At 66.7% G+C, this 15,466-nt stretch carries 7 protein-coding genes and 1 tRNA gene; 3 read left to right on the forward strand and 5 right to left on the reverse strand.

Annotation, left to right across the window (positions count from 1 at the left end; genetic code table 11):
* The first annotated feature begins 12 nt into the window (after positions 1-12).
* Together GIW81_RS18530 and GIW81_RS18535 are read left to right on the forward strand one after the other, a co-directional pair.
* Complete coding sequence (locus GIW81_RS18530; RefSeq protein ID WP_154740903.1) at positions 13-8,820, forward strand: autotransporter outer membrane beta-barrel domain-containing protein; 8,808 nt, start codon at positions 13-15, stop codon at positions 8,818-8,820.
* 334 nt (positions 8,821-9,154) lie between these two features.
* Positions 9,155-9,231 (forward strand) — tRNA-Arg (locus tag GIW81_RS18535).
* Between the two features lie 239 nt (positions 9,232-9,470).
* Here the strand turns inward: GIW81_RS18535 and GIW81_RS18540 are convergent.
* The 5 genes from GIW81_RS18540 to hemP all read right to left on the reverse strand — a co-directional run bounded on the left by GIW81_RS18540 (position 9,471) and on the right by hemP (position 12,809).
* Positions 9,471-9,689 carry a hypothetical protein gene (locus GIW81_RS18540; RefSeq protein ID WP_154740904.1) on the reverse strand — a complete coding sequence of 73 codons (219 nt, stop codon included), beginning with the start codon at positions 9,687-9,689 and terminating at the stop codon, positions 9,471-9,473.
* A 96-nt stretch (positions 9,690-9,785) separates the two neighbouring features.
* On the reverse strand, positions 9,786-10,586 hold the full coding sequence (locus tag GIW81_RS18545) for a heme ABC transporter ATP-binding protein (RefSeq protein WP_154740905.1): 801 nt from the start codon (positions 10,584-10,586) through the stop codon (positions 9,786-9,788).
* Positions 10,587-10,590: 4 nt separating this feature from the next.
* Complete coding sequence (locus tag GIW81_RS18550) at positions 10,591-11,682, reverse strand: FecCD family ABC transporter permease (RefSeq protein WP_154740906.1); 1,092 nt, start codon at positions 11,680-11,682, stop codon at positions 10,591-10,593.
* The gene (locus tag GIW81_RS18555; protein WP_154740907.1) at positions 11,679-12,614 is read right to left on the reverse strand and encodes a heme/hemin ABC transporter substrate-binding protein; all 936 of its coding nucleotides are present in this window, start codon (positions 12,612-12,614) and stop codon (positions 11,679-11,681) included. Before GIW81_RS18555 ends, GIW81_RS18550 begins: the two co-directional genes overlap by 4 nt.
* A 6-nt stretch (positions 12,615-12,620) precedes the next feature.
* Complete coding sequence (hemP, locus tag GIW81_RS18560) at positions 12,621-12,809, reverse strand: hemin uptake protein HemP (protein ID WP_154740908.1); 189 nt, start codon at positions 12,807-12,809, stop codon at positions 12,621-12,623.
* A 427-nt stretch (positions 12,810-13,236) separates the two neighbouring features.
* On the opposite strand from hemP, the gene GIW81_RS18565 reads away from it, so the two are divergent.
* Positions 13,237-15,441 carry a TonB-dependent receptor domain-containing protein gene (locus GIW81_RS18565; RefSeq protein ID WP_324615110.1) on the forward strand — a complete coding sequence of 735 codons (2,205 nt, stop codon included), beginning with the start codon at positions 13,237-13,239 and terminating at the stop codon, positions 15,439-15,441.
* The last annotated feature ends 25 nt before the right edge of the window (positions 15,442-15,466 follow it).

Here is a 15,466-nt window from a genome sequence, read left to right on the forward strand (position 1 = left end):
TCCGGCAGGCGCGTGCTCCCGAGTAAGACCGGCATTTGCCGATTTGGACTTGTCACAGTCGGCTTTGCCGCGAGTTGGCTCCTGATCGCCGGACCAGCCGCGGCGCAGAACTCGACCTGTACGACGAGCGGCGCGCAACGCACGTGCAACGACGTTGCGAGCGATGGCATCGCCTACACGTCCGGCGTCGACAGGGTCACCGTCAACGACACGGTGGCTGGCCAGACGACCGTCAACGTCAACACCATTGGCGTCCTGCTGAGCAAGTCCGGCACCGACGGCGGCTCCAACATCCAAGTGGCGCCCGTCGAGTTTACCGACGACAAGGGCACGTCAAGCACATCCGATGACGTCGTAATCCTCGTCGGCGCCGGGAATACCGCTCTTATGTTTGGTGGAGAGCGCATCAAGGTCGTCGTCGAGAGCGGCAATAAGGTGTTCCGCCAAGAGAGCAGCAACGTTGTGGTGACGCCGGCGCAGTTCAGCGCCATCCTCAGCCAGGGCGGTCCTGGTGCGGGTGTCGTCGTCGGCGATGTCACGGTGGACAATGCGGCGAGCTTTACCACCAGCAACGCCCACGGCATTCAAGGCTCCGCCAGCGGCGGCAGAGGCGGCAACGGTGGCTGGTGGACGGTCCTCGGAATCTACACCGAGGGCGAGGACGGCGGCAGTGGTAGCGGCGGCGGCTCCGTGTCGGTGAGCAACAGCGGCCAGATCGTCGCCACTGGCAACGCCCGATATGGCGTCACTGCGACGAGCCAGGGCGGCGATGGCGGCAACGGCGGCGGCGCGGGAGGCATTGTTGCCAATCCCGGCGGCGGCGGTGACGGCGGGGCCGGCGGCCAGGTCAATGTCACCCTGAATTCCACCTCCTCGATCCTCACGCACGGCGATGAAGGTCACGGCGTGTTCGCGCAAAGCAAGGGTGGGGAGGGCGGCAACGGCGGCGACGCCGGCGGCCTCGGAGTCTTGGGAACCGACGGTGGCAATGGCGGCAATGCCAGCAAAGTCATCGTGAGCAACGGCGGGTCCATCGAGACTCGCGGCGCTGCCGCCTACGGCCTCTACGCGCGCAGCTTCGGCGCTGGCGCCGGCCAGGGCTCCACCGGCGGCGGCCTTGTCGCTTTCGGTGGCAATGGCGGCGGATTCGCCAGCGGCGGCGATGTCGAGGTCAGCAACAACGGCACCATCAAGACCATCGGCGCGGGCTCAATCGGCGCGCTGGTGCAGTCGATCGGAGGTGGCGGCGGCGACGGCGGCAACGCGGGGGGTCTATTCACCAGCGGCGGTCGCGGCGGCTCGGGCGGCGACGGCGGCATAGTGACCTATACGCAGTCGGCCGACGGCTCGGTGCACACGACAAACGATCGGGCGACCGCAACCCTCGCGCAGTCGATTGGCGGCGGCGGCGGCAATGGCGGCAACGCCGTAACCGTCAATCCCGCGGTATCGGTCGCGCTCGGAGGCGCCGGCGGTGCCGGCGGCAAGGGCGGCACGGTGATCGTCGATGCCAACGGGACCGTGAAGACGGAGGGCGATGATTCGAATGCAATCGCCGCGCAATCGATCGGAGGCGGCGGCGGCAATGGCGGCCTCGCGGTGGCCTTCGCTCCGACCACGTTGCCGTACTCGGCCTCGGTCGCCATTGGCGGCAGCGGTGGCGACGGCGGTGCCGGCGGCAGCGTCAACGTCGATTCGGCCGCAACCGTCAACACAACGCGCGACCGATCGAGCGCCATCGTCGCGCAATCGATCGGCGGTGGTGGCGGCAATGGCGGCCTCGCGGTGGCAGCCTCGGTCGGCCCCAGCCTGTCGGCAAACGTCAGCATCGGTGGAACTGGCGGCAGCGGCGGCGGAGGCGACGCGGTCGATGTCGACACCACGGGTGGCTCGATAAACACGGATGGCGACAACTCCTACGGAATCTTCGCCCAGTCGGTCGGCGGCGGCGGCGGCTCGGGCGGCCTGGCCGTATCCGGCGCCATCGGTTCCGGCAATGTGGGCGTCAGTCTCGGCGGGTCCGGCGGCGGCGGTGGTGCCGGCGGAGAGGTATCGGTTGCAAACGTCGCGGGGATCGACACCGAAGGCTCCGGTTCGTACGGCATCTTCGCCCAGTCGGTCGGTGGCGGCGGCGGCGAGGGCGGTCTTGCCGTTTCAGCCAGCCTGAGCGCCACGGCCAGCATCAACGTCGGGTTGGGAGGCGCTGGTGGCGCCGGCGCCGTCGGCAAGCTCGTCGACGTCGACAACACCGGTAAGATCACAACCCGCGGCGGCAACGCCTACGGCATCCTGGCGCAATCGGTCGGCGGCGGCGGCGGATCCGGCGGCAACACGATCACCGCGAGCGGCGCCGGCGGCATCGTTGCGGGCAGCGTAGCCGTCGGCCTCGGCGGCTCGGGTGGCGGCGGTGGCACCGGCGGGACGGTCAATCTCGACAACACGGCAGCCAACATCACCACGCTTGGTGCCGGCTCGACAGCCCTTGTCGCACAATCGATCGGTGGCGGCGGCGGTGCCGGCGGCTACGCGGTTGCCGCCACGCTTACGGTCAGCAAGGACGGCGGCGGCTCGGTCTCGGTGGCCCTCGGCGGCTCCGGCGGCGACGGTGGTACGAGCGGTATCGTAACCGCCAACAACTCCGGTGTGCTCGACACGACGGGCGACCTCGCCTCGGGCATCGTCGCTCAGTCGCTCGGCGGCGCCGGTGGCGTCGGCGGCACGGCGATTGCCGGCGCGCTCAACTTCAGCAAGGGCTCGGGCATCGCGGTTGCCGTCGGTCTCGGTGGCTCCGGCGGTGATGGCGGACTGGCCAACGCTGTGGCGGTCAACAACGACGGCGCGATCACAACGCGGGGCGCGGACGCGTTCGGCGTGCTTGCGCAGTCGATCGGCGGCTCCGGCGGCGTCGGCGGCATGAGCATTGCGGGAGCGCTGAACGGTACGGGCGGCGCCGGCGGCTCGGTGGCCGTCAGTCTCGGCGGAGCCGGTGGCGCCGGCGGCGAGGCTGGAACCGTCACCGTGACGAACGACGGTAGAATCGTGACCACGGGCGCGCGCTCGGGTGGCGTCGTTGCGCAATCGATCGGCGGCGAGGGTGGTGCCGGCGGACTTTCAGTTGGTCTGTCGCTGGCCGGCTCGACCCAGGCGCAAACCGGCGCGGTTGCCGTTTCGCTCGGCGGCTCGGGCGGCGGCGGCGGGAAGGCCAAGGCCGTGCGCCTTACCAATACCGCCTCCGTCTCGACCTCCGGCGGCTCGAACACCAACGCAGCAGGCGAACGCGTCAATACCGACGCGCACGCGCTGCTCGCCCAGTCCATCGGCGGCTCGGGCGGCATTGGCGGTATCGGCGGCGCGGCGGCGGTGGCTATCGGCAAGGAGCAGACGGCATCAGCGTCGATTGCGGTCGGCGGTGCGGGCGGCCCAGGCGGCACGGCCGGCGCGGTCACCATCGACAACAGCGGCAATCTTTCGACCGGCAGCGACAATTCCATCGGCATCGTCGCGCAATCGATCGGCGGCGGCGGCGGCGCCGGCGGCGGATCGGTGGCGCTCTCCTTCGCCTTCTCGCAGGCGAGCAACTCGGGTGCGGTGGGCGTGTCGATCGGCGGCGGCGGCGGCGCCGGCGTGACGGCGAGCACCGTAGACGTCGACAGCACGGGTAATATCACGACGCGCGGCGCCAGCGCCTACGGCATCCTCGCCCAGTCCATCGGCGGCGACGGCGGCCAGGGCGGCTTCACCGTCGCAGCGACGGGGACCATGTCACGTGAGGTCAGCGGCGCGGTCGGTGTGGCGGTCGGCGGCAAAGGCGGCGTCGGCGGCACCGCAAACACGGTGACCGTAGGCAAGACGCAAGGCATCCGCGGCAGGATCTCGACGAGCGGCGACAACGCGGCGGCCATCGTCGCGCAGTCGATCGGCGGCGGCGGCGGCTCGGGCGGCTTTGCCGCCTCGCTCACCGGCGTCGTCAACACCGGCAAGGACAAGCAGACGCTGGCCATAGGCGCGACTGTCGGCGGCTTCGGCGGCAGCGGCGGAAAAGCCGGCGCGGTCAACGTCAACACGGCGGCGAGCGCGGAGATCGCCACCACCGGCGATTTCGCCTACGGCATCCTCGCCCAGTCCATCGGCGGCAAGGGCGGCAACGGCGGTGGCGCAATCGGCGCGGTGTTCAATGTCGCGACCGGCGGCAACAGCTCGCTCAATGCGGCGCTGACGGTTGGCGGCTTCGGCGGCCAGGGCGCGATAGGCGGAGCCGTCGACGTCAACAACGACGGCACGATCACGACCGGCGATCCCACCCAGGCGCACGCCGGACAGTTCGCCCACGGCATCCTCGCCCAGTCGATCGGCGGTGACGGCGGCGCCGGCGGCTTCAGCGGCTCGATCGCCTTCGCTGTCGGCGCCAGCAATCAATCCTCGAACAACTACAACTTGTCGGCCTCCGTCGGCGGCTTCGGTGGCACCGGCGCCAACGCCGGGACGGTGCACGTCGACAACTCGGGCACGATCGTGACGTACGGCGAGCGAGCGCGCGGCATCTTCGCCCAATCCGTCGGCGGCGGTGGTGGCACGGGTGGCGACACGGGCCTCGGCGACGACATCTGGGGCGAGGACTTTCTGCTCGACACGGCTGTCACCAAGGTAGCGACGGGCGACACCGAATCCCTCGACCTCGGTGCCGGCGGCGCCTACGCGGGCGGCTACGGAGCCAACAGCCACAGCATCGCCGTCTCGGTCGGCGGCTTCGGCGGCGCCGGCGGCGACGGCGACACGGTAGACGTCGACAACACCGGCGCCATCGTGACCTTCGGCACAGCCGGGCATGCGATCTTCGCCCAGTCGGTTGGTGGTGGCGGCGGCTCGGGCGGTACCAGCACCGCGGCGACGGCGGCGGCCGCGGCCAGCAATTCGACCTCCATCTCGCTCGCCGTCGGCGGCTTCGGCGGCGCCGGCGGCAAGGGCGGCAACGTGATCGTCGACAATGACGGTCAGATCATCACCGTCTACCACGGCGCCTACGGCGTGTTCGCCCAGTCGGTGGGCGGCGGCGGCGGCACCGGCGGGGATACGCGCGGGTTCACCCTGCAGCGCAAGGACGAGACGCTGGACAAGAAGCTGAAGCCCGGCAAGCAGCTCACCGTCACGGTCGGCGGCTTCGGCGGCGCCGGCGGCGACAGCGGCACCGTCGACGTGACCAACGACGGCAACATCTTCACCTTTGGCACCGGCTCGCTCGGCATCTTCGCGCAAGCCGTGGGCGGCGGCGGCGGTACGGGCGGCAGCTCGTCCGTGTCGAGCAAAGAGCTGGCGATCCTGGAGAACGACCAGACGGTCAAGAAGCAGTTCCGTTCGCAGAAATACAAAGTGGCGCTCGGCGGCTTCGGCGGCGCCGGCGGCCTGGGCAAGAAGGTCACTGTCGACAACCGGGGCGCCATCACGACCGAAGGCGAGCAGGCAACCGCGATCTACGCCCAGTCGGTCGGCGGCGGCGGCGGCACCGGCGGCAAGGCCAGCACGGGGTTCACGGGCGACCTATCGGTGGGCGGCTTCGGCGGCACCGGCAGCAACGGCGGCATGGTGGAAGTCACCAACCGTGGCACCATCTCAACTGAAGGCAACCTCGCCGATGGCATCTTCGCGCAATCGGTCGGTGGTGGCGGCGGCGACGGTGGCGCGGCCGATTTCGGCGACGCGCGGTCGGCGCGCACGGAGTTGATCAAGGCCATCAAGAAGAATGGCTTTAAGGACGGCATCAAGGAATTCGCCAAGAAGATCTTCCTGCCGACCTTCGGCATCGGCGTCGGCGGCTTCGGCGGCGCCTCCGGCGACGGCGGGGTGGTGTTGGTCACCAACAACGGGGGTATCTTCACCGAAGGCAATGCATCGCACGGCATCTTCGCCCAGTCGGTGGGCGGCGGCGGCGGTGCCGGCGGCCAAGCCTACCTCACCAACGTCGGCAAGATCGGCATCGGTGGCCTGGGCGGCGCCGCCGGTAACGGCAATACGGTTACGGTCGTCAACAACGGCGACATCGTCACGCAAGGCATCGGCTCGTACGGCGTCTTCGCCCAGTCGGTCGGCGGCGGCGGCGGCCTTGCCGGCGACATCACCTTCGGCATCAAGAATTTCGGTCGCGACGAGGCCAAGATCGTTCGCGATTTCGTGCAGTACACGAGCGCTGCGGATGTGCCCGGCATCGATCTCGACGGCGATGGCACCGTGACGTCGACGGAACTGACCGAGACGCAGGCGCTGTTCGGCTTCGGCCCCGGCGGAGCGACCAGTACCACCCTCAACCAGAACGGCCTGCCGATCTCTGCCGAGCAGGCCGCTCAGTTCGCCGCGCTCTACGATTCCGCCGGCGGAACCGGCGTTGCGGACCCGCTCAGCTACTCGCCGGCGGACCCACTCAATGGCCAGAGCACGACCGGCCTCGACACGGCCGTGACGGACGCGCTCAGCCTTGGTCTTCAGGCCGGCGCCGACGCCATGAAGACTTCGGTGCTGAGCGGCTTGAAGAGCGCCTTTGGCAACAATGCGGCACTCAATTCGCTCTTCGACTCGCTTTCCGGCTCGGAGGTGATCGAATTTCTCCAGGCCGCCTTTACGAGCGATGGGACGTCCATCACCTTCAAGGGTTCGACCATCGATCTGCTCAACGGCGTCACCGGCGACGGGGGCGTGGTCAACGTCACGACGACCGGCAACATCGTCGTCATGGGCGGTGCCAGCAGCGATGCCGAGGAACGCGCCGGCTCCATCGGCATCTTCGCCCAGTCGGTGGGCGGCGGCGGTGGTATTGTCGGCAATACGGTGGCCATTACCGAAGCCGAGATTGATACCGACCTCAACTTCGACGGTGACAAGAGCGACACCTTCGACGTTTCCGACGGCACTGCGTTTGCCGGCACCATCGGCGGCAAGGGCAAGGGCGGAACGGTCAACGTCACGCACACCGGCTCCATCTATTCGCCTTCCTTCAACGGCATCGGCATATTTGCGCAGAGCACCGGCGGCGACGGCGGCAGCAAGATCACGGTCAACGTCGATGGGGGAACCATCGAAGGCGGTGACCTCTTTGACGATGGGACCGGTACCGCGGCGGCGATCGTCATCGATGGTGGCGACAACACCAATACTTTGACAATTGGCGCCGGAAGCCTGCTCTACGCAGTGGGCGAGCAGGTCCTCCTGGGCGGGGATCAGACCGAAACCGTCACCAGCCGCGGCGAGGTCATCGGCAACATCGACCTCGACTACCACGGGGCGGCGGCGAACGTGAACAACTACAGCAACTTGGGCGCCGGCGTGCTCGAAACGCGCACCAAGATCAACCTCGCCGGCGGCTTGCTGTCGAATGCCGGCAAGCTCGACGTGGGCGGCTTCGACGTGGTCACGACGACGGCGCTGACCGGCAGCTATGAGCAGACCGCGCCTGGCAACTATGCCGGCGACTTCAATTTTGCCATCGCACCGTCCGACCTGCTGACGGTCAGCGGCACCACGATCGTCGACGGCCTGGTAACGCCGAACCTGATCTCGCTGGCCCGCCTTGCCCCGCCGGAAACCTTCATCCGCAGCACCGGTGCGGTGACCGACAACGGCATGGATGCCGTGGACACCCTGACCGTTGATTTCGGCGTCGTGACTACGACAAGCGAGGTGCAACTCGCGATCAACGGCATCGACTTCACGCCCAACGGCGTTGACCTGACGCGCAATCAGCAGTCGGCCGGCGACTTCATCAACACCGTGCTGACCGGCGATGGCTCGGAGGGACTCGGTCCCTTCTTCGCCTTCCTTGGCAATCTGCAGGCTGACGAGGGAGCCATTTTGGCGGCCACCTTGGAGCGCGTGCACGCCGAGCCCTACGCGGCGATGCTCGCTCCGGTCCTCTTCTCGGCGCAACGCTTCGGCAATCTTCTGCAGAGCTGTCCCGTGGGCGGCGATACCGGCGCGGTGATCCGAGAGGGTCAGTGCTTGTGGGCACGCGCGTCGGGTGCGTACCTTGAAAAGGGCCCTACGGACGACTTCTCCAATGCGAGGGAGACGACGTTCGCGTTCTCCACCGGCGGGCAGCTCTACCTGTCGCCGCGCTGGCGTGCCGGCGGCGCCATCGAATATGAGCAGGCCGATTTCGACAACGGCAATCTGGCCGCAAGCCAGGGCAACCGGATGAACTTCGGCGGCGTTCTAAAATACCAGGAGGGCTCGACCCTGCTCTCCGCCGCGGCAACTGGCGGCTACGGTTGGTATGAGACGGAGCGCTTCGTCAACCTCGGCGCCATCCTTCCTGGCGTCAATCGCGCGGAGGCCGACCACAATATCGGGCACGCCCACTTGCAGCTGCGGGCGGCGCAGCTTTTCACGGCCGGCAATCTTTACGCCAAGCCCATCATCGATGTGACCGCGACGTACCTCGCCACCCGCGGGTTCCAGGAGACGGGCATCGGCGCTCTCAACCTGCACGTGGTGGATTCCGGCGAGTGGGTCTACGCGGGAACGCCGTCGCTGGAGATCGGCGCGCAACTCGCCAACGAGCATGGCGTGTTGTTCCGACCCTATGTCCGAGGCGGCGTCACATGGTTCAGCGAATCGACGCTCGGCGTAAACGCGACCTTCGAAGCGGCGCCGGCGAGTGCCGGTACCTTCGCCTCCGTGAGCGATCTCGATCAGACGATTGCCAATGTCTCCGCTGGGCTCGACATCCTCGATGCCAACGCCGGCTTCGACCTTCGCTTCAGCTATGACGGGCGGTTTGGCGCGGAGAATGTCGAGATCCACTCGGGGAGCGGGCGCTTCATCGTCAACTACTAGCGTCTGGGCACAACGCACCGAGCGCGGCGTCCACACTTGGCCCCAGTCGCCCCACCGAGCATCAATGTCCGCTTCGGGGATTATCGGACGTTCTGGAAGGCGGGTGTGCGCCCGGCAGGCGTGGTCACTCCTCCAACGTTGATGTGCTATCTGGTGCTCTCTCTGGGCAGCCCAAAGCAAAATCAAAGCCTTGGGCTGGTAGCGCACCCTGACTGGCCAGCAAATGGGCGCAGAGGGGCATTACGGAGCGCGGTCGGTGTGGTCTACTTTGTTGGCGCGAATCGCGTCTGGCTTTATTTAGTGAAATCAAGCCCATAGTATGGGCGACAACAAAGGCCCCGTAGCTCAGCTGGATAGAGCACCAGATTCCTAATCTGGGGGTCACAGGTTCAAATCCTGTCGGGGTCGCCACCACCAGCCGGCAACGCGAGTCCCATTTGCCCGCGCAACAGGCAAATGCCGCGCGCTTGCGCAGGCCCGGTCGGGCGGCGGCGGCGAAATTGCTGCGAAATCGGGCTTGATGCCCTGGCATAGAACTTGCCGCCTCACGATGCGCGCTGCACGGCGTGCATCGGAAGAAAGAGGCTGGCGAGTTCCCTTCCCCAGCTTCGCTGGCGCCGGATCCGCACGGGTCCGGCGCCAGACTGCTGCTAGGGGCGGCGGCTCACCAACGAGCCGATGAGCGCGATGGCGATCATCACCGGAAGCGCGATCAGCACCACCGCGCCGATGGTCAGCGCAATCCCCACGAAAACAAAGGCGAGGAAGAAGAAGGCGGCGATCGCGCCGAGGACGACTCCGAGCGCCAGCAGCCACGCCCGCCAACCGGAGACGACGGTCGTCCGGCCATTCTTTTCGACGACAAGCATGCAGATGCTCCGTGCCAGTAGGCCGTTGTCAGCGCGCATGGTCGTGATCGGCGGCGCCAGCGTCAAGGCCCGAGCCCCGCATGCTTCGAAACAGACCTAGTGGCTGTGGAAGGCGTGCGGCAGCACGAAGGGGATGCCCTGTGCGGGCGTGACGTTGATACGCACATCGCAGCCGTAGACGCGCGACAGAAGCTCGTCGCAAAACACGTCCTGCGCCGTGCCGCGTGCCGCCACGCGTCCCTGGCTGAGCAACACCAGCTCGTCGGCAAATACGGCGGCGAGATTGAGGTCATGCAGGATCGCGAGCACCGCTCGCCCCGCCCGCGCCTGGCGCCGCGCTTCCTCGAGAACGACGCCCTGATGGGCGAGATCGAGGTTGGCGGTCGGCTCGTCGAGCAGCAGAACCGAGGGCTCGCAGCCCGGGCGCTCGGCGATGGCGAGCTGCAGGAGTGCGCGCGCGATGTGCACCCGCTGGCGCTCGCCGCCCGACAGATGCGTGAACAGCCGGTTCTCGAGTGCCGACAGTCCGACGGTGCGGATGCAGTCCGAGGCGGCACGCGCGATGTGCGCCGGCGGCTCGACGAAGCCCGGAACGGTCGCGCCGAGCATGACGACTTCGCGCACGGTGAAAGGGAACGACAATGCCGTCGATTGCGGCACAACGGCCCGCCGACGGGCGAGCTCGGCTGCCGTGTAGGTGGCGAGAGGGCGGCCATCGAGTGCGACGGTGCCCGACGTCGCTTTGAGCTCGCCGGACAACAGGCGCAGCAGCGTGGACTTGCCGGCGCCGTTGGGACCGACGAGTGCCACCAGCCGTCCCGGCCGGACCGAGAGGTCGATATCGGAGACCAGCGTCTTGCCGTTGACGACGAACGTGGCTGCGCGCGCACTCAGCATGTCGCTACTCCATGCCGCCAATGCCGCGCCGCAAGACGAGGTGCAGGAAGACCGGTGCGCCAATCGCAGCCATGACGATGCCGATCGGCAGCTCGGCGGGCCGCACGATCATGCGCGCGACAATGTCGGCGACGAGCATCAGCACGGCGCCGAGCAGCGCGCTGCCCGGCAGAACGACGCGGTGATCGGGCCCGGCCAACAGCCGCACGACATGGGGCACGACGATGCCGGCGAAGCCGATGACACCGGCGACGGCCACGGCGGCGCCCACCGAGGCTGCGGTCGCCACGACGACTGCGCGTTTGGTCCGTTCGACGTCGATGCCGAGGTGAAAAGCTTCCGCCTCGCCGAGCAGGAACCCGTTTAGGCCTCGGATCAGCCGCGGCGTGATGATCACGACGAGGATCGCAAACGGCAGCACCGCAAGCACCTTCGGCCAGTTCGATCCGCCGAGGCTGCCCATCATCCAGAGCGTCAGATCGCGCAGCTCGCGGTCGTCGCTGGCAAAGGCGATGAGACCGGTCAGCGAGGCAGCGAGCGCGCCGACGGCGATGCCGGCGAGCAGCAGCGTGCCGACCATGAGCTGGCCGTGCCGCCCGGCGACGGCAACAAGGACGCCGGTGGTCACCGCGCCGCCGAGGAAGGCGGCGACGGGGAGTGCGTAGACGCCAAACGGTGCCAGGATCGGCGCGGCAATGCCGTTGGCGAGGGCGATTGTCGCCACCGCCGCCAAGGCCGCGCCCGACGACACGCCTATGAGGCCGGGATCGGCGAGCGGATTGCGAAACAGTCCCTGCATCATTGCGCCGGCGATGGCGAGGCTCGCTCCGACGAAGATGGCAAGCAGCGTGCGCGGCAGGCGTATATCGATGAGCACGAGCTGCTCGCGCGCGGCGGCGCTGTCGGCCGGGAAACCGAGCGCGGAGGCGATGGCGCGCGGCAACGACGACAGGGTGATGCCGGTCGGGCCAAGCGACAGCGAGGCGATGGCGGCAATTGCCAGAAGCACCGCCGCGCCGACGATCAGCTGCGTTGGACTCAGCCTTTGCACGCCCTCGGTACGCTGCGCGTGCAGAGGCAGAGCGTCATCGGTCATTCGGACGAACTCGCACGCTTCTGAGCCAGCTCCGGATAGAGCGCTATCATGAGCTCACGCGCTGCGCGCGCGCAACGCGGGCCGAAGCCGAGAAGATAAAGGCCGTTCATCTCGATGACCTGGTGATTCTGCAGCGCCGGGCTGCCCTGCAGGCTCTTCACGGTGGCGATGTGGGCAGACGGCGGCCCATTGCGGCCGTGCTGCATGGTTACGATGGCGTCGGGTGCCAGCTCGACGGCGGCCTCGTCGGCGAGCGGCTTATAGCCCTGCGCGCCTGCCGCGACATTCTCGCCACCGGCGAGCTTGATCATCGCGTCGGCGCTCGTGCCGGAACCGCCGATCGTGGCGCGGCCGTTCTGCACACTCAAGATGAAGAGAGCGCGCTTCGGTTTGCCGATCTTGCTGCGCTGCTCGGCGAGCAAAGCGAAATCGTTCTCGATGTCCTTCGCCAGCGCATCACCGGCCGCTTGTGCGCCGACGACCGAGGCGATGAAGCGGATCTTGGCGGCGACGCCTTCGGGTGTTTGGGTGTCGGGAACCTCGATATACGGAATCGACGACGCCTTCAGCACCGCGACGACAGGCGGCGGGCCGGCATCCTTGCCGGCGATGATGAGTGACGGGTTGGTCGACAATACGCCCTCCGACGACAGCGCGCGCAAGTAGCCGACGTTGGCCTTGGTCTTCAGGGCCTCATCCGGAAACTGGCTGGTCGAGTCGACAGCGATGATCTTGTCGTCGGCCTTCAGCGCATAGAGGATTTCGGTGACGTCGCCGCCGATCGACAGGATGCGCGACGTGTCGGCGACCTTGACCTGCCGGCCACTCGCATCGGTGATCATCTGCTCGGCGCGCGCAACCGAGAGGAGCGCGGCGCCAGTGAGAAGCGCGGCGCAAATCATCGCCAGGCGCAATGCACGGATGTCAGTCATGGGGCCTCACTTCGTCAGAATGAGTTTGCCGTTCGCGGTGATACGCAGCCGATAGTCCTGTCCATCGTGCTCGAGTATGGCTTCGCGGCCGCCTTGCAACAGTTCGGCGACGATAACGCGCACTTTCCTGTCACTGGTCTCATGGGTTTCTGAAATTGCGTTGGCGCGATAGCGCTCTTCGGCGGCGGTCGTCATGACCTGCGCTCCATCATTCTTGGGCTGCCTCGAAATGTGCGCCGCGCTATATCCGCCACCCTAAGCGGGATGTGACAGGTGTGCGGCAATCACATTGTTGACTCTATTAGTCATAAAAGAGTAGCTTGCACAAGCCCGGTCTAACCCGGGTGTTGCGTACGCCTCCTGTCGAGGCGACGTGTAAGGCAAGCCCGCCAAGTACGCGTTCGTCGTGCGTGAGCCAGCCAGCCCTTGGTACCAGTAGGGGGGTGGCTGAGTTATGTTTGCGCGTAGCGAAAGTGTGCGTCCGTGTGCCGAGTTCGAGTTCCGTGCACCGGAACCAGAGCGAGACGATCCGAGAAAGCATAGCGACGGAAAGCCTGAGCGCCCCCGTACTCCCGGCGCTTCAGGGAAGGGACCGATCGCTCGGACACTGCTTCTTCTCGGCGTGTCGGCGATCGCGGCCGCCGCTGCCAGCGAGGCCCTCGCGCAAGATGCGCAGCTGCCCCCCCTGACCGTCGAAGGCACCAAGCCCGCCGCCAAGAAGAAGGCGGCAGCGAAGAAGGCTCCGACCGCTGCGCCTGCGGCGGTGGCACCGGCTCCCATGGCCGCGCCGACGACCGCAGCTGCTAAAGCAGTGGCTCCGTCTGAGGTGCCCTATACCGTTCCCGCCGGCGTGAGTGTCGTTACCGGTGAAGAGCTCGCGACGTACGGCAATGGAAGCCTAGATGACGCGCTGCGGGCGCAGCCGGGCACGTTTACCCGCATGAGCCCGCAAAACGCGGGTCTCGCCGTCAACATCCGCGGCTTCGAAGGCTCCGGCCGTGTGAACACCAACATTGACGGCGTGCGGCAGAATTTCCGCTTCACCGGCCACGAAGCACAGGGCTTCGCCTACATCGATCCCTCGCTCATCGCCGGCATCGAGATCGAGCGGGGCGCCGTCTCGACGGCTGGCGGCGCGGGTGCGCTTGCCGGCGCGGCCAATCTGCGCACGCTGGATGTGCAGGACATCCTGCTGCCGGGGCAGACGGTCGGCGGATTGACGAGCACCACTTGGGGCACAAATAGCCAGCGATTCACGGGGCTGGCGGCCGCCGCAGCGCAGAGCGCCGGTGTCGGCATCGCTGGAGCGGTCGGCAGGCGTAACCCGGCCGACTACGAAAATGGTAACGGCGTCACCGTGCCCTTGACGTTCCAGGATCTCTATTCAGGGCTGTTCAAGGCCAACTTCCAGATCAACGAGGAGAACTCGCTGCGCTTCGGCGGCGTGTTCTACAACAACGACTTCTTCGCCAACTCGTACTACCAGCAGGTGATCTCGAACACCTTCACGGCGAAGTACGCCTACAAGCCCATCGACAACGACCTCATAGACTTCAGGTTGAACGGCTACCGCAACGAAGTGACGATGAAATACGGCACGGACGCCAGCCCGACGGTCGGCACCCCGCCGCAGGGATCCTCGTGGGGCCGTGTCATGGACGATGACGGTTGGGGCTTCGACGTTTCGAACGTCTCGCGTTTTCGTCTAGGCGGCGTTCTCGTGCGATCAGAGTACGGCTATGAATATTTTCGCGATGATGTCGACGCCTACAATCGCTATCAGCCAGCCGCGCTCGGCGGTGTAAATCCGTCGGGCACTTCCAGCATCGGTGGCGCGTTCTCGGAGACGACCTTCTCGCAAGGCATCTTCGATTTCATCGCCGGCTTGCGCTACGACACCTACACATTGAACGGCAGTGGCACGCTGGTCACGCCGCTCCCACCGCTCCCCGTCGGACCATATACGGTTGACCGATCGGAAGGCGGCTTCAGCCCCAAGCTGACGTTGTCGGCCAAGCCGTACACCTGGTTCCAGCCGTACGTGACGTATTCGCAGACGTTCCGCGCGCCGACGATTTCGGAGACGCTTGCCGGCGGGTCGCATCCTGGTGCCACCACTTTTGCATTTCAGGCCAATCCATTCCTTGAGTCTGAAAGCCAGGAAGGCTGGGAGTTCGGATTTAATACGGCCTATGACGGCGCGATCGTGAGGGACGACATTTTCCGGCTCAAGGCCGACTACTTTACTATGGGTATCGAGAACTACATCACCGCCTGCCCCGCCCCTGGCGGCGCGGTCTATTTCTGCAACGCAGCCGGCGAATCTACCGTGCAAGGCGTGGAGCTGCAGAGCATGTACGACGCCGGCTACGTGTTTGCTGGCGCAAGCTACACGTATACGCATACCGACCTACCTTCACAGACCGCGGGCTTCGGCGCTCCGAACTACGTGCCCGAACACACCGCAATCGGATCGCTTGGTGTGCGTCTGTTGGCGAGGAAGCTTACATTGGGCGGTCGCGTGTCCTACTTCTCGGAGACGGACGTGGGCGCAGTGAACAGCACGCCCGGCCCCGGCCAGCCGCCGCCGTATGCATCGCGCTTTATGCCGGGCTACACAGTGGTCGACTTCTTCTCTAACTATACGTTCAGCGAAAACTTGGACGTGGGTCTGAACGTGAACAACCTCTTCGACGAGGACTACACCCCCGCTTTGTCGACGACGTTTACATCGCCAAGCGGACAGTGCTTTGGTTCGAACTCTCCAGGTTGCAACACGACGGGTATCGGACGCACGGTCTATCTGACAGCCAAAGCGCGGTTCTAATTCGACACGGCCGCTGCTTGGGTGA

Origin of the sequence: Hyphomicrobium album, assembly GCF_009708035.1 — a bacterium.
Taxonomy (GTDB): Bacteria; Pseudomonadota; Alphaproteobacteria; order Rhizobiales; family Hyphomicrobiaceae; genus Hyphomicrobium_A; species Hyphomicrobium_A album.

What these genes read in the sequence shown, in the direction of transcription:
- GIW81_RS18540 (WP_154740904.1), bottom strand. Translation starts at nt 9,689, where the DNA reads ATGCTTGTCGTCGAAAAGAATGGCCGGACGACCGTCGTCTCCGGTTGG.
- GIW81_RS18545 (WP_154740905.1), bottom strand. Translation starts at nt 10,586, where the DNA reads ATGCTGAGTGCGCGCGCAGCCACGTTCGTCGTCAACGGCAAGACGCTG.
- GIW81_RS18555 (WP_154740907.1), bottom strand. Translation starts at nt 12,614, where the DNA reads ATGACTGACATCCGTGCATTGCGCCTGGCGATGATTTGCGCCGCGCTT.
- hemP (WP_154740908.1), bottom strand. Translation starts at nt 12,809, where the DNA reads ATGACGACCGCCGCCGAAGAGCGCTATCGCGCCAACGCAATTTCAGAA.
- GIW81_RS18550 (WP_154740906.1), bottom strand. Translation starts at nt 11,682, where the DNA reads ATGACCGATGACGCTCTGCCTCTGCACGCGCAGCGTACCGAGGGCGTG.